Origin of the sequence: Bacillus sp. FSL K6-2865 (assembly GCF_040311405.1) — a bacterium.
In the GTDB taxonomy this organism is placed as follows: Bacteria; Bacillota; Bacilli; order Bacillales; family Bacillaceae; genus Bacillus; species Bacillus velezensis.
In genome coordinates, this window is sequence record NZ_CP152036.1 from 3,171,029 (window position 1) to 3,189,290 (window position 18,262).

20 protein-coding genes are annotated in these 18,262 nt (G+C 45.5%); 12 read left to right on the plus strand and 8 right to left on the minus strand.

Features of this window, described 5'->3' with window-relative positions; translation table 11 throughout:
• Positions 1 to 264 precede the first annotated feature (264 nt).
• From NYE42_RS15695 to nupQ, 4 genes are all read left to right on the plus strand, one after another.
• Complete coding sequence (locus NYE42_RS15695) at positions 265 to 1,338, plus strand: BMP family protein (protein ID WP_007408665.1); 1,074 nt, start codon at positions 265 to 267, stop codon at positions 1,336 to 1,338.
• 141 nt (positions 1,339 to 1,479) lie between these two features.
• Entirely contained in the window at positions 1,480 to 3,012 is a 1,533-nt protein-coding gene (locus NYE42_RS15700) for an ABC transporter ATP-binding protein (protein WP_342497048.1), read from the plus strand.
• Positions 3,005 to 4,051, plus strand: a complete 1,047-nt coding sequence (locus NYE42_RS15705; protein ID WP_007408667.1) for an ABC transporter permease — start codon at positions 3,005 to 3,007, stop codon at positions 4,049 to 4,051. The genes NYE42_RS15700 and NYE42_RS15705 overlap by 8 nt, the downstream gene beginning before the upstream one ends.
• Complete coding sequence (gene nupQ / locus NYE42_RS15710; protein WP_003152071.1) at positions 4,052 to 5,011, plus strand: guanosine ABC transporter permease NupQ; 960 nt, start codon at positions 4,052 to 4,054, stop codon at positions 5,009 to 5,011.
• Between the two features lie 45 nt (positions 5,012 to 5,056).
• On the opposite strand, the gene NYE42_RS15715 is transcribed toward nupQ, so the two are convergent.
• On the minus strand, positions 5,057 to 5,275 hold the full coding sequence (locus NYE42_RS15715; protein ID WP_007408668.1) for a hypothetical protein: 219 nt from the start codon (positions 5,273 to 5,275) through the stop codon (positions 5,057 to 5,059).
• A 243-nt stretch (positions 5,276 to 5,518) separates the two neighbouring features.
• On the opposite strand from NYE42_RS15715, the gene NYE42_RS15720 reads away from it, so the two are divergent.
• The 7 genes from NYE42_RS15720 to mnhG are packed head-to-tail and all read left to right on the plus strand — an operon-like array spanning position 5,519 to position 11,288.
• Positions 5,519 to 7,921: a Na+/H+ antiporter subunit A gene (locus NYE42_RS15720; RefSeq protein ID WP_352426575.1), complete on the plus strand. Its 2,403-nt coding sequence runs from the start codon at positions 5,519 to 5,521 to the stop codon at positions 7,919 to 7,921.
• Positions 7,918 to 8,349, plus strand: a complete 432-nt coding sequence (locus NYE42_RS15725) for a Na(+)/H(+) antiporter subunit B (RefSeq protein ID WP_007408670.1) — start codon at positions 7,918 to 7,920, stop codon at positions 8,347 to 8,349. The genes NYE42_RS15720 and NYE42_RS15725 overlap by 4 nt, the downstream gene beginning before the upstream one ends.
• On the plus strand, positions 8,349 to 8,690 hold the full coding sequence (locus NYE42_RS15730) for a Na(+)/H(+) antiporter subunit C (protein WP_003152063.1): 342 nt from the start codon (positions 8,349 to 8,351) through the stop codon (positions 8,688 to 8,690). Before NYE42_RS15725 ends, NYE42_RS15730 begins: the two co-directional genes overlap by 1 nt.
• Positions 8,683 to 10,164 carry a Na+/H+ antiporter subunit D gene (locus tag NYE42_RS15735; RefSeq protein WP_042635451.1) on the plus strand — a complete coding sequence of 494 codons (1,482 nt, stop codon included), beginning with the start codon at positions 8,683 to 8,685 and terminating at the stop codon, positions 10,162 to 10,164. Before NYE42_RS15730 ends, NYE42_RS15735 begins: the two co-directional genes overlap by 8 nt.
• A 5-nt stretch (positions 10,165 to 10,169) precedes the next feature.
• Positions 10,170 to 10,646 (plus strand): Na+/H+ antiporter subunit E, encoded by a 477-nt coding sequence (locus NYE42_RS15740; protein WP_007408672.1) that lies wholly within the window; start codon positions 10,170 to 10,172, stop codon positions 10,644 to 10,646.
• A complete protein-coding gene (locus NYE42_RS15745; protein ID WP_012118311.1) occupies positions 10,646 to 10,930 on the plus strand; it encodes a Na(+)/H(+) antiporter subunit F1 in 285 nt (94 codons plus the stop codon). The genes NYE42_RS15740 and NYE42_RS15745 overlap by 1 nt, the downstream gene beginning before the upstream one ends.
• Positions 10,914 to 11,288, plus strand: a complete 375-nt coding sequence (gene mnhG, locus NYE42_RS15750; protein ID WP_003152056.1) for a monovalent cation/H(+) antiporter subunit G — start codon at positions 10,914 to 10,916, stop codon at positions 11,286 to 11,288. The genes NYE42_RS15745 and mnhG overlap by 17 nt, the downstream gene beginning before the upstream one ends.
• Positions 11,289 to 11,327: 39 nt before the next feature.
• Here mnhG and NYE42_RS15755 read toward each other — a convergent pair whose 3' ends face one another.
• The 6 genes from NYE42_RS15755 to degQ form a co-directional block, all read right to left on the minus strand.
• The gene (locus NYE42_RS15755) at positions 11,328 to 11,711 is read right to left on the minus strand and encodes a hotdog fold thioesterase (RefSeq protein WP_007408674.1); all 384 of its coding nucleotides are present in this window, start codon (positions 11,709 to 11,711) and stop codon (positions 11,328 to 11,330) included.
• 21 nt (positions 11,712 to 11,732) lie between these two features.
• Entirely contained in the window at positions 11,733 to 12,377 is a 645-nt protein-coding gene (locus tag NYE42_RS15760; protein ID WP_003152052.1) for a response regulator transcription factor, read from the minus strand.
• An 80-nt stretch (positions 12,378 to 12,457) separates the two neighbouring features.
• Positions 12,458 to 14,767 (minus strand): histidine kinase, encoded by a 2,310-nt coding sequence (locus tag NYE42_RS15765; RefSeq protein ID WP_352426576.1) that lies wholly within the window; start codon positions 14,765 to 14,767, stop codon positions 12,458 to 12,460.
• 19 nt (positions 14,768 to 14,786) lie between these two features.
• Positions 14,787 to 14,963 (minus strand): competence pheromone ComX, encoded by a 177-nt coding sequence (comX, locus tag NYE42_RS15770; protein ID WP_007408675.1) that lies wholly within the window; start codon positions 14,961 to 14,963, stop codon positions 14,787 to 14,789.
• Positions 14,963 to 15,847, minus strand: a complete 885-nt coding sequence (locus tag NYE42_RS15775) for a class 1 isoprenoid biosynthesis enzyme (protein ID WP_061862640.1) — start codon at positions 15,845 to 15,847, stop codon at positions 14,963 to 14,965. Before NYE42_RS15775 ends, comX begins: the two co-directional genes overlap by 1 nt.
• 184 nt (positions 15,848 to 16,031) lie before the next feature.
• A complete protein-coding gene (gene degQ / locus NYE42_RS15780) occupies positions 16,032 to 16,172 on the minus strand; it encodes a degradation enzyme regulation protein DegQ (protein ID WP_003152043.1) in 141 nt (46 codons plus the stop codon).
• Between the two features lie 465 nt (positions 16,173 to 16,637).
• On the opposite strand from degQ, the gene NYE42_RS15785 reads away from it, so the two are divergent.
• Complete coding sequence (locus NYE42_RS15785; RefSeq protein ID WP_069006914.1) at positions 16,638 to 16,979, plus strand: hypothetical protein; 342 nt, start codon at positions 16,638 to 16,640, stop codon at positions 16,977 to 16,979.
• A gap of 6 nt (positions 16,980 to 16,985) precedes the next feature.
• On the opposite strand, the gene NYE42_RS15790 is transcribed toward NYE42_RS15785, so the two are convergent.
• Positions 16,986 to 18,209 (minus strand): EAL and HDOD domain-containing protein, encoded by a 1,224-nt coding sequence (locus NYE42_RS15790; RefSeq protein WP_007408678.1) that lies wholly within the window; start codon positions 18,207 to 18,209, stop codon positions 16,986 to 16,988.
• Positions 18,210 to 18,262: the final 53 nt, after the last annotated feature.

Sequence of the window (18,262 nt, forward strand, 5' to 3'; positions counted from 1 at the left end):
GAAGCCGATTCATAAAATTGATATTTTTTAAAAAATAAGCAAATTTCTATTTATTTATGGCGGGTAAAATGATAAATTATGATTGGTTAGCAGCTCTTTTCAGATAAGTCATAAGTCCCGAACACGGAAGAGACAGCCGCTCAAGGCGGGAAAAAGAGAGACGTCTCATCATTATTATCAGAAAGTTTTTTCGATTCTGCATCCGGTACGGGGACTCAGTCTGAATTGAACGGCACAGCCATATTTTACAGGGGGGTTATATCTTTGAAAAAACGCAAAATCGGAATGGCGATGGCGCTCATCGCGGCGGCCGGAACCATATTAAGCGCATGCGGTTCAAGTGACAAAGCAAACGGCTCCGGCAGCAAAAACTTTACCGTCGGCATGGTAACGGACATCGGCGGTGTCGATGACAAATCATTTAACCAGTCCGCCTGGGAAGGTATTCAGGCATTCGGAAAAGACAACGGGCTTACAAAAGGCAAAAGCGGTTTTGACTATCTTCAATCAAAATCAGATGCAGATTATACAACGAACTTAAATAAATTAGCGCGGGAACACTTTGACCTGATTTACGGCGTCGGGTATCTGATGCAGGATTCCATCAGCGAAATCGCCGATCAGCGCAAAGACACCAATTTTGCGATCATTGACGCCGTTGTCAAAAAAGACAACGTGGCGAGCCTTACATTTAAAGAGCAGGAAGGTTCATTCCTCGTAGGAGCGGCCGCTGCGCTATCGAGCAAAACGGGAAAAGTCGGATTCGTGGGCGGAATGGAGTCTGAATTGATCAAAAAATTCGAAATCGGCTTCCGCGCGGGTGTACAAGCCGCAAATCCAAAAGCGACCGTCGAAGTGAAATATGCGGGCGGATTTGACAAAGCCGATGTCGGCAAGGCGACGGCTGAAAGCATGTACAAATCAGGCGTTGACGTCATTTATCACGCGGCCGGCGCAACGGGAACGGGCGTCTTCACAGAAGCGAAAAATCTAAAAAAAGAAGATCCGAAGCGGAACGTATGGGTTATCGGTGTTGATAAAGACCAGTACGCGGAAGGTCAAGTCAAAGGCACAAAAGACAATGTCACTCTCACATCAATGGTCAAAAAAGTGGATACGGCCGTGGAGGACTTAACGAAAAAAGCGAGTGACGGCAAATTCCCGGGCGGCAAAACATTAACATACGGTTTGGCGCAAGATGCAGTCGGCATCTCGGATCACAAGGAGAACCTTTCTGACGATGTCATTAAAGCAACAGACGATTGGAAGAAGAAAATCGCGGACGGACTCGAGATCCCTTCAACTGAAAAAGAATTGAAATCCTTCAAGGCTGAGTAAGAACCAGGGGATAAGGAGACTTCCGTGCTTATCCCCTCTCTTTTATGAAAAGAGCGGTGAAGGAAAAGCTGCATCTCTTGCAGCTTTTCTTTTGCCAAGCTCTTTCTCATCAAAGTATCTCTGAAAAGGAGCGTCAAATCGGTGGATTATATCATTGAAATGCTTAATATACGCAAGGAGTTTTCCGGAATCGTCGCCAATGATGACGTCACGCTTCAAGTAAAAAAAGGCGAAATACACGCCCTTCTCGGTGAAAACGGCGCCGGAAAATCGACACTCATGAACGTTTTATTCGGCCTGTATCAGCCGGAAAAAGGCGAGATCCGGGTGCGGGGCGAACGCGTTCACATCAACAGCCCGAACAAAGCCAACGATCTCGGCATCGGGATGGTGCACCAGCATTTTATGCTTGTGGATACCTTTACCGTCTCAGAAAATATCATTCTCGGAAAAGAGCCGAAAACTTTCGGCCGAATTGACAGACAGCGCGCCGCCCGGGACGTGCGCGATATTTCCGACCGTTACGGCCTGCACATTGATCCTGAAGCCAAAGTTGCCGATATTTCCGTCGGTATGCAGCAGCGGGCGGAAATATTAAAGACCCTCTACCGGGGCGCCGACATTCTCATTTTTGACGAGCCGACCGCGGTGCTGACCCCGCACGAAATTCAAGAACTGATTCAGATTATGAAAAATCTTGTCAATGAAGGAAAATCAATTATCCTCATCACCCACAAATTAAAAGAGATTATGGAAGTCTGCGACCGTGTCACCATCATCCGGAAAGGAAAAGGCATTACAACACTCGAGGTCGCACATACGGATCAAGATGAACTGGCAAGCCTTATGGTCGGACGCGAAGTGTCATTCAAGACGGATAAACAAGCGGCCGATCCGAAACAAGAAGTGCTTTCACTTTCTGATGTAACGGTTAAAGACGCGCGCGGCGTTGAGGCGGTCAAACAGCTCTCCCTCTCAGTCAGAGCCGGTGAAATCGTCGGCATTGCGGGCGTTGACGGAAACGGCCAGTCTGAATTAATTGAAGCCATTACAGGTCTCAGAAAAACGAATGCCGGCACGATCACGTTAAACGGCAAACAGCTGCAAAACATGCCGCCCAGGAAAGTCACTGAAGCCGGCATCGGGCATATTCCGCAGGACAGGCATAAACACGGGCTCGTCCTTGATTTTCCGATCGGAGAAAATATCGTGCTGCAAAGTTATTACCAAAAGCCCTACTCTTCTTTCGGCATATTAAATAAACACACGATTTATGACAAAGCGCGAAGCCTGATTGAAGAATACGACGTCAGAACACCTGATGAATATACGCCTGCGCGCGCTCTCTCCGGGGGGAATCAGCAAAAGGCCATTATCGGCCGGGAAGTGGACAGAAATCCGGATCTTTTAATTGCGGCCCAGCCGACGCGGGGACTCGATGTCGGTGCGATTGAATTCGTCCATAAAAAGATCATTGAGCAGCGTGACGCCGGTAAAGCGGTGCTTCTGTTATCTTTTGAACTTGATGAAATAATGAATCTCAGCGATCGCATCGCCGTCATCTTTGAAGGCAGCATCATCGCAAACATCAATCCGCTTGAAACAAACGAGCAGGAGCTCGGACTTTTAATGGCGGGAAGTAAGCAAATGGAGGCGGGGAAAACACATGATTAATCGACTTTCTCATCTGGCTGTGCCGCTGATTGCGATCATCCTTGGGTTAGCTGCGGGTGCGGTCATCATGCTCGCCAGCGGCTACAATGTCGTAAGCGGGTATTCGGCTCTTTGGAGCGGCATTTTCGGAGAAGTGTATTACATCGGGGAATCGATCCGCCAGATTACGCCATATATTTTGTCCGGATTGGCCGTGGCATTCGCATTTCGGACCGGCCTGTTTAATATCGGGGTTGAAGGACAGCTCCTTGTCGGCTGGACCGCCGCGGTGTGGGTCGGCGCTTCCTTTGACGCCCCCGCTTACATCCACCTTCCGCTTTCGTTATTGGCGGCTGCGGTTGCGGGCGGCATTTGGGGCCTGATTCCCGGATTTTTAAAAGCCCGTTTTTTTGTCCACGAAGTGATTGTCACGATCATGATGAATTATATCGCTCTTCATTTAACCAATTATCTCATTTCCGATGTCATGACGGACCACCGGGACAAAACAGACAAAATTCATGAAAGCGCGTCGCTCCGCTCACCGTTTTTAGAGCAGCTGACAGATTACTCCCGCCTTCACTGGGGCATTCTGATCGCTCTGTTTGCGGCAGTCCTCATGTGGTTTATCATTCATAAAACAAAAAGCGGATTTGAATTCCGGGCTGTCGGCTTTAACCAGCACGCCGCACAATACGCCGGAATGAGCGTCAGAAAAAATATGATGTACGCCATGATGATTTCCGGCGCCTTCGCGGGGCTTGCCGGCGCGATGGAAGGACTCGGAACCTTTCAATACGCGGCGGTTAAGGGCGCCTTTACCGGCGTCGGCTTCGACGGCATTGCGGTTGCGCTTCTCGGCGGCAGCACGGCAATCGGCGTTGTTCTGGCGGCATGTCTTCTCGGCGGCCTTAAAGTCGGGGCATTAAATATGCCGATTGAATCCGGGGTGCCTTCTGAAGTCGTTGACATCGTCATCGCCATTATTATTTTGTTTGTGGCATCAAGCTACGCCATCCGTCTCATCCTTGATAAATTGAAGAAAAAGGGGGCGAAGTAAGTGGACTTCCTGCAGATTTTATCCATTATTGTCCCGGCAACACTCGTATATGCGGCTCCGCTTATTTTAACCGCTCTCGGCGGCGTGTTTTCTGAAAGATCGGGGGTTGTCAACATCGGTCTTGAAGGACTGATGATTATCGGCGCCTTTACAAGCGTCATGTTCAACTTATTTTTCGGACGCGAGCTTGGCGCCGCCGCTCCGTGGCTCGCCTTGGCTGCGGCTATGATTGCCGGCGGACTGTTCTCACTGATCCACGCGGCCGCCGCGGTTTCTTTCCGCGCCGATCAGACGGTAACCGGTGTGGCGATCAATATGCTCGCGTTAGGAGCGACACTGTTTATCGTCAAGCTGATCTACGGAAAGGCGCAGACTGATAAAATCCCGGAGCCCTTTTACAAAACGAACATTCCCGGGTTAAGCGATATTCCGGTTTTAGGAAAGATTTTCTTTTCCGACGTATATTATACGTCGATTTTAGCCATCGTACTGGCCTTTGTTTCCTGGTTTATTTTATTCAAAACGCCGTTCGGCCTCCGCATCCGTTCTGTCGGGGAACATCCGATGGCGGCCGATACGATGGGAATCAACGTGTTCGGCATGCGCTATATCGGCGTCATGATCAGCGGGCTGTTCGGCGGGCTCGGCGGCGGTGTATATGCTTCCACGATCGCGCTTGATTTCACGCACTCCACCATTTCCGGGCAAGGCTTTATCGCTCTCGCCGCGCTGGTTTTCGGCAAATGGCATCCGATCGGCGCGCTCGGGGCTGCGCTGTTCTTCGGGTTTGCACAGAGTTTGAGCATTATCGGCTCGCTTTTGCCCCTGTTCAAAGACATTCCGAATGTATACATGCTGATGGCTCCTTACATTCTGACCATTCTCGCGCTTGCCGGCTTCATCGGCCGCGCGGATGCGCCTAAAGCCAACGGCATCCCTTACATTAAAGGAAAACGCTGATTGCCACAAAAAAAAGAGTTCCGCACCCTGGTGCCGGAACTCTTTTCATCTATATACGATTCTGATATACTCACGCGGCTGAAACGGTGTTTGCATTGATTCAGCCGCACTCAGCTTGTCTTCTGCGTATTCCGCACCGAGAAAAAAACGCTCCCAATTATCTGCCTCCGTCTGCTGCCGCGTTTTGCAGAAATCGTCCGCTATGAATGTTCCTGCAATAATAGAACAAAATATTCCAATACAGGCCGCCGCCTTTCTCTTCATCTGACCAGCTCCTTTTTTAAAAGCTTGATCTGAAAGATAAATGTATATACAAAGATCAGGATATTTGATAAATTTATTTTGGGTTCAAAAGACCACAAAAACACAGAGAGGAATACATTATGCCGTAGCAGGGTAAAAAAAAGTGCGATATAATTTGTACTGGGTCCTATGACCGTGAATTGATTAATTCACTCTTACATAAAGCAGTTGCTTGATGAAAAAACAAGCAAAGGAGGTCTTCTGTTGCAGCTGTTACATTTCGCGATTTTGGCGCCTTTTTTATTTGCATTTATCGTTCCCTTTCTTTATAAACGGGTAAAACAAGTCCATACAGGCTGGTTTGTGCTGATAGTGCCCGTTGTGCTGTTTGTTTACTTTATCAGCAAGCTCCCTGTCACAATGGCTGGGGAAACCGTCCGATATGCGGCCGAATGGATTCCGTCCCTCGGTATTAACTATACCGTTTATCTTGACGGACTCGGGCTGTTATTCGCTTTATTGATTACGGGCATCGGCTCTTTGGTGACGCTTTACAGTATTTTTTACTTATCGAAGGACAAAGAAAAGCTCGGCCCCTTTTATGTGTACCTGCTGATGTTTATGGGCGCGATGCTCGGCGTTGTGCTCGTCGATAACGTTATCGTGCTTTATATGTTCTGGGAGCTGACAAGCCTGTCATCCTTCTTATTAATCGGGTATTGGCATAAGCGGAAGAAATCACGCTACGGTGCGGAAAAGTCACTGCTGATTACCGTCGGCGGCGGGCTGTGCATGCTCGGCGGCTTTATCCTGCTGTATCTGATGACGGATTCTTTCAGTATCAGGGAAATGGTCAACCAGGTGCATATTATCGCAGGCCATCCGTTCTTTATTCCGGCGATGGTTCTCCTGTTATTGGGAGCCTTTACGAAATCAGCGCAGTTTCCGTTTTATATCTGGCTGCCTGATGCCATGGAGGCGCCGACTCCTGTCAGCGCCTATCTGCACTCGGCTACAATGGTGAAAGCGGGAATTTATGTGATTGCCAGATTCAGTCCGGTTTTTGCATTTTCACCCGTCTGGTTTTGGACGGTTGCCTCAGTCGGTCTGATCACGATGGTATGGGCTTCCTTTAATGCGATGAAACAAACCGATTTAAAAGCGATTCTGGCATTTTCCACAGTCAGCCAGCTCGGTATGATTGTATCGATGCTCGGCGCAGGAGCCGCCGCGCTTCATTACCAGCATTCAGAGTATTTTACGGCGGCTGTCACCGCGGCTGTGTTTCACTTAATTAACCATGCTACTTTTAAAGGAAGTTTATTTATGGCGGTCGGCATTATCGACCATGAAACGGGAACACGGGACATCCGCAGGCTCGGCGGACTGATGGCGCTTATGCCGGTAACGTTCACCGTTTCACTGATCGGAACGTTTTCCATGGCGGGCCTCCCTCCGTTTAACGGCTTTTTAAGTAAAGAAATGTTCTTTACAAGTATGCTGCGGATTGCTCATGCAGATATTTTCAGCCTGGATACGTGGGGCGTGCTGTTCCCCGTTCTCGCATGGATCGGGAGCGCCTTCACTTTCATCTACAGCATGAAGCTGTTTTTCAGAACGTTCAGCGGCGCGCGCAAACCTGATCAGCTTGAAAAGACGCCGCATGAAGCACCGCTCGGCATGCTGATTTCGCCGGTGATTCTTGCCGCTTGCGCCGTCAGTCTGTTTTTTGCACCGAACGTTTTGTCTTACAGCCTGATTGAACCGGCGATGAACTCCATTTATCCGGCTCTGTTAACCGGCGGAGATACATTCCATGTCCATATTTCCCAGTGGCACGGGGTGACGGCTGAGGTAATGATGACCCTCGGCATCATCATTGTCGGCACGATCGGTTACGTAACGCTGTCTAAATGGGAGCGGTTGTACGGTCTGTTTCCGAAAAAACTGACGCTGAACAAGCTTTACGATGCGGTGACGGGCAGTATGGAAAAAAGATCTTACCAGCTGACGTCATCTTATATGACCGGATTTTTGCGGGATTATCTGCTGTATATCTTTGCGGCGTTTATCATTCTCATCGGGGCGGCGTTCGTCACAAAAGGCGGCTTTTCCATGACAGCGAAAGGCATGGCTGAAATCGGCCTTTATGAAATCGTGCTGTCCCTCGTTATGGTGAGCGCAACGATTGCGACTGTGTTCGCCAAATCGCGGCTGACGGCCATTATCTCACTCGGTGTTGTCGGGTACACACTCGCGCTGTTTTTCGTGATTTTCAGAGCGCCCGATCTGGCGCTCACGCAGCTCGTCATTGAGACGATATCCGTCGCCTTGTTTCTTCTTTGTTTTTACCATCTGCCGAAAATGCGGCGGAAAAAGAAGACAAGAACATTCCGGATGACGAATTTTATCATTTCTCTCGGTGTCGGCGTCATCGTGACAATGCTCGGAATCGCGTCTTCCAGCGAAAAAACAAACGACAGCATCTCCTCCTTTTTCACCGCTTACAGCCATAAGCTCGGGGGAGGAAACAATATCGTCAACGTCATCCTCGTTGATTTCAGGGGATTTGATACGATGTTTGAAATCACGGTGCTGTCGATTGCCGCACTCGGGATTTACGGCATGATCAGAACAAAAGTAAAAGAGGAGGGAGAAGAGCGTTGAGACAGCAAAACACAAACGACATCATCCTTCAGACGGCAACGAAGCTTGTATCTTTTATCATTCTGCTTTTCTCTTTCTATTTATTTTTATCGGGACATAACGCTCCCGGCGGAGGATTTGTCGGCGGACTGATTACGTCTTCGGCCATCGTGCTGTTGCTTTTGGCCTTTGATTTAAAAACCGTCAAATCGATTTTGCCCGTCAATTTTATTTATGTGGCGGGCGCGGGTCTGCTTATCGCGATTGCAACGGGTGCAGGTTCGTTCTTATTCGGAGCACCCTTTCTCACCCATACATTCGGCCATTTTCATCTCCCGGTGCTTGGGAATACGGAGCTTGCGACGGCCACTTTGTTTGATTTAGGTGTGTATCTCGTTGTTGTCGGCGTGACGATGACCATTATTCAAACGATTGGAGAGGAAGAATAATGGAAATCTTAATGTCTGTCATTGCCGGTATTTTGTTTATGGCGGCAACCTACCTGCTGCTTTCTAAAAGTCTGCTGCGCGTGATTATCGGCACCGCGCTATTAAGCCACGGCGTCCATTTGCTGCTCCTGACCATGGGCGGACTGAAAAAAGGCGCTCCTCCCATACTGGGCGGAAAAAGCACGTCGTTTGTCGATCCGCTGCCGCAGGCACTCATACTGACGGCGATCGTTATTTCGTTCGGCGTCACGTCCTTTTTGCTTGTGATGGCGTTTCGCGCCTATCAGGAACTGAAAACGGACGATATGGATCGAATGAGGGGAAATGATCAACATGAATAACTTTGTGATATTGCCTATTCTGGTGCCGCTGCTTGCCGCAGTGCTGCTGATTTTTATGAACAGGCACGTGATGCTGATGCGGATATTCAGCACTGCCGCTTCCTGTGTCTCCATCGTCATCAGCGCCGCTCTCGTTCAGACCGTTTTCACACACGGGATTCAGACGCTGACACTCGGCGGATGGAAAGCGCCGTACGGCATTGTGCTCGCCGCGGATCAGCTTGCCGCACTGCTTGTTTTGACAACCGCCATAATCGGGCTGCTCGTCATCCTGTACTCCTTCCGCTCCATCGGAGAAAAAAGGGAGCGCGCTTTCTATTATTCAGGGGTGCAGTTTCTTCTGGCCGGCGTAAGCGGAGCGTTTTTGACGGGTGACCTGTTCAACATGTACGTCTTTTTTGAGCTTCTGCTTATCGCGTCCTACATGCTGATCGTGCTTGGCGGAACGAAAATTCAATTAAGAGAATCATTGAAGTATATCGTGTTTAACATTGTATCATCCGCGTTTTTTGTCATCGGCGTCGGTTACTTATATGCGGTGACGGGCACGCTGAATATGGCTGATCTAAGCGTAAAAATAAGTGAATCGGGCCAGACCGGGCTGATAACCGTCATCGGCGTCCTTCTTCTCGTCGTTTTCGGTTTAAAGGGCGGGATATTCCCGCTGTATTTCTGGATGCCGGGCTCTTATTACGCCCCGCCGGCTGCGATTTCGGCCTTATTCGGGTCTCTTTTGACGAAAGTCGGCCTGTACGCCATTTTAAGAGTATTCACCCTGATCTTTATTCACGATACGGGCTTTACCCACCAATTGATGATGTGGCTTGCGATGCTGACGGTGCTATTCGGCGTAATCGGATCTATCGCCTTTTCGGATGTCATGAAAATCGTCATCTACAATATTATTACAGCCGTCGGCGTGATTTTGTTCGGCATTGCCATGAACACGCCGGCCTCCATTCAAGGAGCGGTTTATTACTTGATTCACGATATGCTGATTAAAGGAGCGCTGTTTATGCTCGCCGGCACGCTTATCGCATTGACGGGCACTGCCAGCCTGCATAAAATGGGCGGACTGATCACCCGTTATCCCCTTTTAGGATGGATGTTCTTTATTTCAGCCATATCTCTGGCCGGCATCCCGCCGTTCAGCGGATTTGTGGGCAAGCTGAAGATCGCGGAAGGCGGGTTCGATAAGGGGGAAACATTGTTTTCCGTATTGATTCTCTTATCCAGCCTGCTTGTGCTCTATTCCGTGCTGAAGGTTTTTACGACGGCTTTTTGGGGGGAAGAAAAAGAAATCCCCGGCGCAGGCGGACGGTCCGCAAAAGGACTTCTTTATCCGGCAGCCGCTTTTCTCCTTTTGTCGCTTCTGTTCGGGCTCGGAACCGAATGGGTTTCACCGTATGTCAATCAGACGGCTGAGAATCTGCTGAATCCGGAAAAATACATTGAAGCTGTTTTGAAGGAGTAGATGGCATGGCTTTTCAACTATTATTAAATGTTCTTCTCGCTGTTTGCTGGATGTTTCTCACAAACAGCCTCAGCGCGGCGGGTTTTATGACCGGATTTATCGCGGGCTTGGCGGCGCTGTTTTTTTTCCGGCGCTTCTTCTCGCGGCCGTTTTATATTTGGAAAATATGGTCAGTCATCAAACTGGCGCTGATCTTTATAAAGGAATTATATTTGGCCAATGTCAGCGTGCTGAAAACCGTTATATCGCCGAAACTGAACATCCGCCCGGGCATTTTCGCGTTTAAGACGGAATTGACGGAGGATTGGGAGATCACGCTGCTCTCGCTGTTAATCACTTTAACACCGGGTACGCTCGTGATGGATATCTCCGATGACCGGTCGATTCTCTATATACACGCCATGGACATTGAAGATGCGGAGAAAGCGATCCATGACATCCGCGTCTCTTTTGAGAAAGCCATTCAGGAGGTGAGCCGCTGATGTTTACGTTTATTCTGCAATTATCACTCGGCATTATGGCGGTTTCGACTCTTCTGTACGTCATTCGCGTCATAAAAGGGCCTACGATACCGGACCGGGTCGTCGCGCTTGATGGGATCGGCATTAATCTGATTGCCATGACCGCGCTTGTATCCATTCTCTTAAACACATCGGCCTTTTTGGACATCATTCTGCTGCTCGGCATTTTATCGTTTATCGGCACGATTGCCTTTGCTAAGTTTTTGGAGAAAGGAGAGATTATCGAAAATGATCGAAATCGTTAAATGGGCCGTCGCCGTTTGTATTCTGATGGGATCGCTGATCTGCCTGGTCGCGTCTTTCGGCACACTCAGGCTTCCTGATGTGTATACGCGCGCCCACGCCTCTTCAAAAGGCTCGACACTCGGCGTTAATTTGGTATTGCTCGGGGTGTTAGGCTACTTGTGGATGCTGACCGGAGAAATTTCTGTAAAAATACTGCTCGGCATCATTTTTATCCTGCTGACGGCGCCGGTCGGAGCGCACCTCATATGCAGGGCCGCGTACAATTCGGGAGCGGCGCTTGATAAAAGAAGCGTTCAGGATGATTACAAAGGGATCAGAAACTTTGTGATCAAACGTAAAGAAGATTCATATTTATAAAAACAAACAGCCGGACGATTCAGGGTTCCGGCTGTTTGTTTATTTTGTTATAACAGCCAGCGTGCAGCGGGAAACACAGATCAGCCTTTCCCGTTCATCGAAAATGTTAATCCCGTACACAATGGTTGCCCTGCCTGTGTGAACGGGTTTCGCAATCGCCGTGACCGTCCCGCCCTCTTTCACGGATTTTAAATGATTGGCATTAATCTCAAGCCCGACACACGCCTGGTTCGACCGGTCGATAAAATGCTGGGCCCCGACACTTGCAACAGTCTCCGCCAGCGCTGCTGACGCGCCACCATGCAGATATCCGAAAGGCTGCACCGTCCTCTTATCCACCGGCATCACCGCCACGCATCTCTCCGGTGTGTTTTCAGTGATTTCAATACCGAGTGCGCCGAGCAATGTATTGTTCAGATTCATAGGTCATTCTCCCTTCAAGATTTATAGTACGTTATCTGACTTGGCGATCAGCACCGCTTCAGTTCGGGAGCCGACATTCAGCTTGTTAAAAATGGATGTCAGGCTGTATTCAATTGACCGCTTGCTTAAGTGAAGCGCATCTGCGATTTCCTGATTGGTCAAACCTTTTTCGACCTCTTGGAGAATATGGCGCTCTCTCGGGGTTAACCGATCCTGCTCACTTTGAGGGGAAGAAGACGTTTTTGTTTTTTGCTGGGTCATCAGCTGTTTGAAATAGGAGAAATCAACTAAAATCTGTCCGTTGAGCACGTGATATATGTATTGCATGATTTTCTCTTTAGATTCGGTTTTGCTGATGGCGCCGTGCAGGCCCGCGCGGATGGATTCTTCAAAATAATCTTCAACCTCATAGCCTGTGTAGACAATGATTTTACAGAGAGGATTCTCTTTTAAGATTTTCTTGGAAAGCTCTATGCCGCTGATGTCATCACCCAGATTTAAATCCATTAATATGAGATCGTAAGCTGAAAAATCATGCCGGAGAACGAATTGTTCACTGGCATCAGGACTGAGGCAATCGACAGAAAGATTCGTGTCCGTTTCCAGAATCGTCTTGGTGCCCTCCATGACAGCCGGATGATCATCAATCACTAGTATCTTTTTCATGGTTTCCTCCCTTTTACTCACTCATTTCCATTTTATTAAAAAGACTTGGCTTCTGCCAAGTCGATTTGGTGATAAATTGGTTACAATTCCATTTCAATATCTACTTTAAAACCGTTTCCTTCACTTGTGTCGATTTTCATCCGTCCGTCAAGCGCACGGACGCGCTCCTTAATACCCGAAAGACCCATGCTCATCGACTGGCCGCCGCCTTTTTCCTGATTGCAGCCGACACCGTCGTCTTCATAATGCAGAATCACTTTATTTTGAATGCTGATCAGCATAATCAGCACCTCATTCGCCTGTGAATGCTTCATGGCGTTCGAAAGAAATTCCTGAATGATGCGGTACAAATTCAGCTGCGTATCCAAATCCAGCGCCGCCGTAAACCGGCCCGTATTCAGACGGATATGAAACGGCGCACGCTCCTGCTGCTGTGCGGCAAGCTTGGATACCGCCTTGACCAGACCCAAATCATACAGCAGCTGAGGACGCAGCTCATGGCACGTCTCCCGGGTCATCAAAATGACATCCGACATCTGCTCATTCATCTGATGAAGCTTGTCCTGCACCTCTATGTGGCAAGGCTCTTCTTTCTTAAAATCTGCCAGAAACAGCTCACACTGGCGCTTCAAAGAAATCAAGTCCTGCAGCACTGAATCATGCAGATCACGGGCCAAATCCGAACGCTGCTTTTCCTCGATCGTAAACATCAGCTTTTTGAGCCAGACCGGGTTTGAGCCTTGTTGTTTTAGATCTTGTAAATGGTTCATGAGTTCTTCGATCTGTATCACGTTTTCCATAGAGACACTCGTATAGAAAGACAATGTTTTCAGCCATGAAATCTCATCCCGTGTCAGTCTCGGTGTATTAATGGAGGACAAACAAAGCAAAACATAAGAACTTCCCCCGCGTTCTCCTATCTTGATTAAGAAACCGCGGTTTAGCTCAATGATTTTTCCAATCTCTGAAGTAACCTTCTTAAATTCTTTTGAATACATTTCCCAATCAGGTTCATTATCCCTTTTATCATGATATAAAATGTCACCCTCAGAGGTAACTTCAAAGACATAAGCTTTACTGACAAGTAGAACATCCAGAATCGTCTTTTTTAGTTCTTTAAACATTTGTTTTAAAGATGTTATGCTTCTGATAAGCTGAGTATATTTGAATATACTATCTTGATAATTAAATTTTTCAGAAAAACGTTTTAACCGAAATTTAAAATCTATTATTTCTTTAAAGTAAAATACAGCAAACATTACGATAAAGATGAAAACAGTCTGTCTAATAGGATTCATTTGAAGCGCATTTGTTCCCGCCCAGACCGATAAAACTCCGACAATAACTAGCGTTGGGATTACAGCCAGTAAAGTATAATACCTCATTCTTCCTAATATAAATTCTATATCAAATATTTTATTTGCAACAAACTGATATACTAATCCAAATGGGATAAGGACAAGCAATGAGGCTGATGCCAGTGCTGGAAATATATAATCACCAGTTAAAATATTAGGTGCGACGTAAAAAAGTAAAAATGGAGCAAAAGAAAGTGTATTTGTCAGAATTAAAACTTTCAAAATATAAGCATGCTCTGAATATTTATACTTATATAAGTGATAGAACACGAGAACAAAACCTGAAAGAGTAACGAGAAAAAACGAGATAAGATTAAGGTTTGTTATAATGTTTTCAAAAGGTAATTTCTTACGGAAAAATTCCAAAATAATATTAAAAATCGGAAATATATATAAGAAATTGATTAGACGATTTGCAAACTTCTTTCCTAATTCCTCAAAATATTGTTGTATGAACTGAAGATAAAATATAGGAGAAGCTATAAATGTGAACAAATTGACATACCTGTTAAATGAATGTCCTCTAAATGGTCCTCCTGCGCTTATATAAGCAATTGAAATATCTAACAAAAACAAAATTAAAATGTATCCCGCAAACGATTTTCTTGTTTGATTCACCTTTAGAATGTAAAATATACATACTATACTTAAAAAATAAAACACAAGTGGAAGAACGAATACAAAAAAGCTATAGGATTTGTCTAAATTAACAATATCAAAATCATCTAAATGAATTTGCTTTCCATTTCTGCTTACATCTAAACTTTTGATATGACTAAGATTATCTCCTTTTAAAAATTTAGCAGATGGTTTTTCTTTGTTGATTTTTAGAATGATGTCACCTTTTTCTAAACCTACGAATTTCCCGTAAGTAGTTTCTGACATCTCTATTACTTGGAATTGTTTGTTTTTATTTTCAATAACTTTTGTCCCGATTATAATCCCATTTATGTTTATATATGAAACATAGCAAACATAAACGAGGCTTAAGATAATGACTGAAATAGTGAATTGTTTAATAAAGTTTTTCACATATTACACCACCGAACATTCATCCTTTTTCCCATTGCTCTATTTTTCCATCGTTTTTCACAATTGAAGATTCTTCAAATGAATTGATTAATATTTGGGTAATACCTGAATCATAGCCTAATAAACTTGCTTCATTGACTTTTAATTTTTTTAACACTTCCGGATATTTCAATATATAATTGATTAAATCCTGCATTATACTTCAATCCCCCTATTAACTACATATTTTTTCAATTTATCTATTTTACTGGTTTCAAGATTTAGTATCTCTATAGCATTTTCACATTTTTGCTTATACAATTGGTGTAAAACTGAAACATACTGAGTAACACCTGCATCAGTTAATGTCTGAATAAAATTGTTTTTATCAGATATAAACTTAAGGTGTGTTTCTCTATGAGAAAACATACGAACCAATTTTTCAGAAGGCTCGTTAAACAGCCTCTTAAGGTACAAGTTGATTAACGTGTGTTTATCTTTTAAAATATCACTGCGTTTAGAGCTGAAAAGAGCCAGATAATCACTATATATCTGTTCAAACATTCCTTTGTAATAGGAATACGTTTCAACAGTTTCATTATACTTTCCAGTTGCTAACATAGTACCTGCCACATTGGATAGAGCGAATAGACTCCCGCATTTTAATCTAATGACCTCTAAACTTTCATCTTCTTTCTCTGGCTTATTGATTATATCATCGTGTTGTCCTTGCATAGCGTCTTGTGTATATTTCAGTATGTAAGAAAGAATAAAAGGATTCATGTTAATTGAATTAATCCCCTGCAGCCCTGCTGTGTATAATGAAAAAGCTGCGCTTAAAGCTTCTGAACGGTCTATCTTCATCCAAAGAGCTTGTTTGTTATCTTCATCTTCAAGATCATCAATAATATCGGCGGAAAGCGTAAGAATTTCAATTCCCGCCGCAAGTTTCTCAGCAGTCTTAAAATCCCTTCCGCCAAAAACTTCATAATGCAATAAAGCAGATTCAGCAAAGGTTAAATATTTTCTGGATTCAACAAACCCAAGAAGAAGCTGTAGTAAATGTTGATTAAATATGTTTTGCTCTATTATACTCTTCATTTTATTCTTGATTTGGTTGGCATCTAAACACATTTGCTCAATAATTGTCTTCACCCTCCCATTCTATTTTACTAAATGCAGGTGATGAAAGACAGCAGGTTTTTCGTTTTTTAACAATCGTATAATACTTTATCCACGAAATGGATAAAAAATGCACAAAAAAAAGACTTGTTTCCAAGTCTTTTTAAGAAATTTTCATAGCATATGAGAATTTATCGAGCTGATCAATGCTTTTATTAATGTTTCGTAATGAGTCGGTTGTTTCTCTGATATCATTTTCAAGTCGGAATAATAATTGCTTTACTTCTTCTAATTTGTTTTCCACCGTTTCCACACTCCTTTTTTTGAAAGATCAATGAATTGTGTATGGTGAACGAGTCCTAGGTATTTGATCTGTTACTAATAGTGTAAACGTTTTTGCGGGATTTTTCACCGAAAAGTATGTGTAAAAGTATCTGCGTGACACCGCAAACCAGGGTAATCCCATAGTCCCGAATGGAGCATTTAGCGAACAGGACTATATAACTACCAAAAAGGCAGACGTTTAGGATGAAGCAGACCAATCTGGCGGTTCTGCTGTTTTTTTAACGGTTTTCCGACAAACCGGCAAGGACTATAGTCCCTGCCGTCGCAATTTCAAAACAGAATGGGCGAACAGCGTCGCATAACCACCGACAAACACCGAAAAGACCGCAACCCCCGCATTGTGGTCTTTTTGCATGTCATAACTCGTTATCACGCCGCCTATACTCATGTATAACCAATGTTTTCTCAGGAAGGAGGCCGCCGTATGCATTATGTGTATCCATGCTTCCCTGTTTTCGCCGCGCCATACCGGCATCCTGCGCCCAGTGCCCCGGTTCACGCAGATATTTTGACAGCGTCCGCAAAAGAGGCTGCGGGCATGCTGGAGGATGCGCGCCTGCTCCTTGCGCGGCTGTCGGCGTCAAAAGAGCTTGCGCGCCGTATCCTCACCGCAGCGCAATCATCTGACACCGCAGCGGTCAAGCGGCTCATTAAGCAGACCGGCATCAAAAATGACTTTGACGTGACGTATAATCCCGACGGCATCCGTGTCAGTCTGATCAGAGAGCAAAGCCGGTTTACCATCGCCCTCAGGTGGTCGGCTTAAAGCGGCTCAATCCACGATCAGCTGCCGGCACCATTCGATCGCCTGTAAGTAACATTCATACGCTTCTTCTTTGTTCAGTTCTTTTCCCCACTCGTCACAGTCCCAGTTGTTGCATTCAATGGCTTTGACGAACGCGAGCATCTTATAATAATCGTTTTCATAACCGAGCAGCGCCTGTCCGACTTCATCGATTAAAGGCAGTTCTTTGATGATATCCTCCAGCTCCCTGTGGAGAAGCGTATCGATGAGCGAAAACATGCCGATCAGCATGTAAGAAGAGGGCTGGGGCCTTCCGGTTCTTTTCGCCAGCAGTTCGCACAGTTTGGCCCTGATTAAGGAAATCTTAATGATTTCTTTTTGGCTTGAGTGGCTTTTCGCCGTTAAATCTCTGAATGAAAGAATGTAAATCAAGCGCTTAATCTCATTCAGCCCAAGCATCATGATGGCCTGCTGGATGCTGTCTATCTTTTTTTTCAGCCTTGTTTGCGATCCGTTTAAAAAACGCAGAATCTGATACGATAAGCTGACGTCCCGCTCTATGTATTCCGTCACGCGCTGTATATTGGGCTGGTCATTGTTTAATTCGCTTAAAAGCTGGTAGTAAGAATGAAAATGAAACGTCAGATCATTTCCGCTGATGACACGCGGTTCACTGAAAAAATATCCTTGAAACAGGTGAAAGCCGTCTATGGCCGCCTGTTTATAATCTTTTCTCGTCTCCACTTTCTCCGCTAAATAAATCAGACTTTTACAGCTGTACGTCTGAATGATTTTTTTGCGCTCCAGACGCGAGGATTGCAAAAAGTCGATTTTTAAAATATCAATATATTTCATCAGCTGTTCCACTAACTCTTCATTTTCCGGATTGATGGCGTAAAAATCATCAAGTGCTAATGTATATCCTAATTTCTTCAGCTGTCTGCATCTTGAGATGAGTGCCGGAGTGATCGGTATGTCCTCAAGAATTTCGATAATAAGCTGGTCAGGATCAAAGGAGGTAGGGAGATCTGAAAACATCAGGCTTTCTGTAAAATTCACAAAGCAGCGTTTCCCCTCAGTCAGCTTTTCGATTCCGATGTTGATAAAGCTGTTAATAATGAGATCCGTCGTAGCTTTATCTCCATCAGCGGCCGAATAACGGTTCTCTTCGCTCTCCCGGTAAAGAAGTTCATAAGCAACAACCTGTTCGTTTCTGTTGAAGATAGGCTGTCTCGCAACAAACACCTTCATTCATTTACCCCCTTAGATGCGGCCTTCGAACATAAGTATATCAAATAACTTGA

What these genes read in the sequence shown, in the direction of transcription:
- NYE42_RS15775 (WP_061862640.1), bottom strand. Translation starts at nt 15,847, where the DNA reads ATGAAGAGTATAATAGAGCAAAACATATTTAATCAACATTTACTACAG.
- mnhG (WP_003152056.1), top strand. Translation starts at nt 10,914, where the DNA reads ATGATCGAAATCGTTAAATGGGCCGTCGCCGTTTGTATTCTGATGGGA.
- NYE42_RS15760 (WP_003152052.1), bottom strand. Translation starts at nt 12,377, where the DNA reads ATGAAAAAGATACTAGTGATTGATGATCATCCGGCTGTCATGGAGGGC.
- NYE42_RS15755 (WP_007408674.1), bottom strand. Translation starts at nt 11,711, where the DNA reads ATGAATCTGAACAATACATTGCTCGGCGCACTCGGTATTGAAATCACT.
- NYE42_RS15705 (WP_007408667.1), top strand. Translation starts at nt 3,005, where the DNA reads ATGATTAATCGACTTTCTCATCTGGCTGTGCCGCTGATTGCGATCATC.
- NYE42_RS15715 (WP_007408668.1), bottom strand. Translation starts at nt 5,275, where the DNA reads ATGAAGAGAAAGGCGGCGGCCTGTATTGGAATATTTTGTTCTATTATT.
- NYE42_RS15730 (WP_003152063.1), top strand. Translation starts at nt 8,349, where the DNA reads ATGGAAATCTTAATGTCTGTCATTGCCGGTATTTTGTTTATGGCGGCA.
- NYE42_RS15735 (WP_042635451.1), top strand. Translation starts at nt 8,683, where the DNA reads ATGAATAACTTTGTGATATTGCCTATTCTGGTGCCGCTGCTTGCCGCA.
- NYE42_RS15785 (WP_069006914.1), top strand. Translation starts at nt 16,638, where the DNA reads ATGCATTATGTGTATCCATGCTTCCCTGTTTTCGCCGCGCCATACCGG.
- NYE42_RS15745 (WP_012118311.1), top strand. Translation starts at nt 10,646, where the DNA reads ATGTTTACGTTTATTCTGCAATTATCACTCGGCATTATGGCGGTTTCG.
- NYE42_RS15790 (WP_007408678.1), bottom strand. Translation starts at nt 18,209, where the DNA reads ATGAAGGTGTTTGTTGCGAGACAGCCTATCTTCAACAGAAACGAACAG.
- NYE42_RS15740 (WP_007408672.1), top strand. Translation starts at nt 10,170, where the DNA reads ATGGCTTTTCAACTATTATTAAATGTTCTTCTCGCTGTTTGCTGGATG.
- comX (WP_007408675.1), bottom strand. Translation starts at nt 14,963, where the DNA reads ATGCAGGATTTAATCAATTATATATTGAAATATCCGGAAGTGTTAAAA.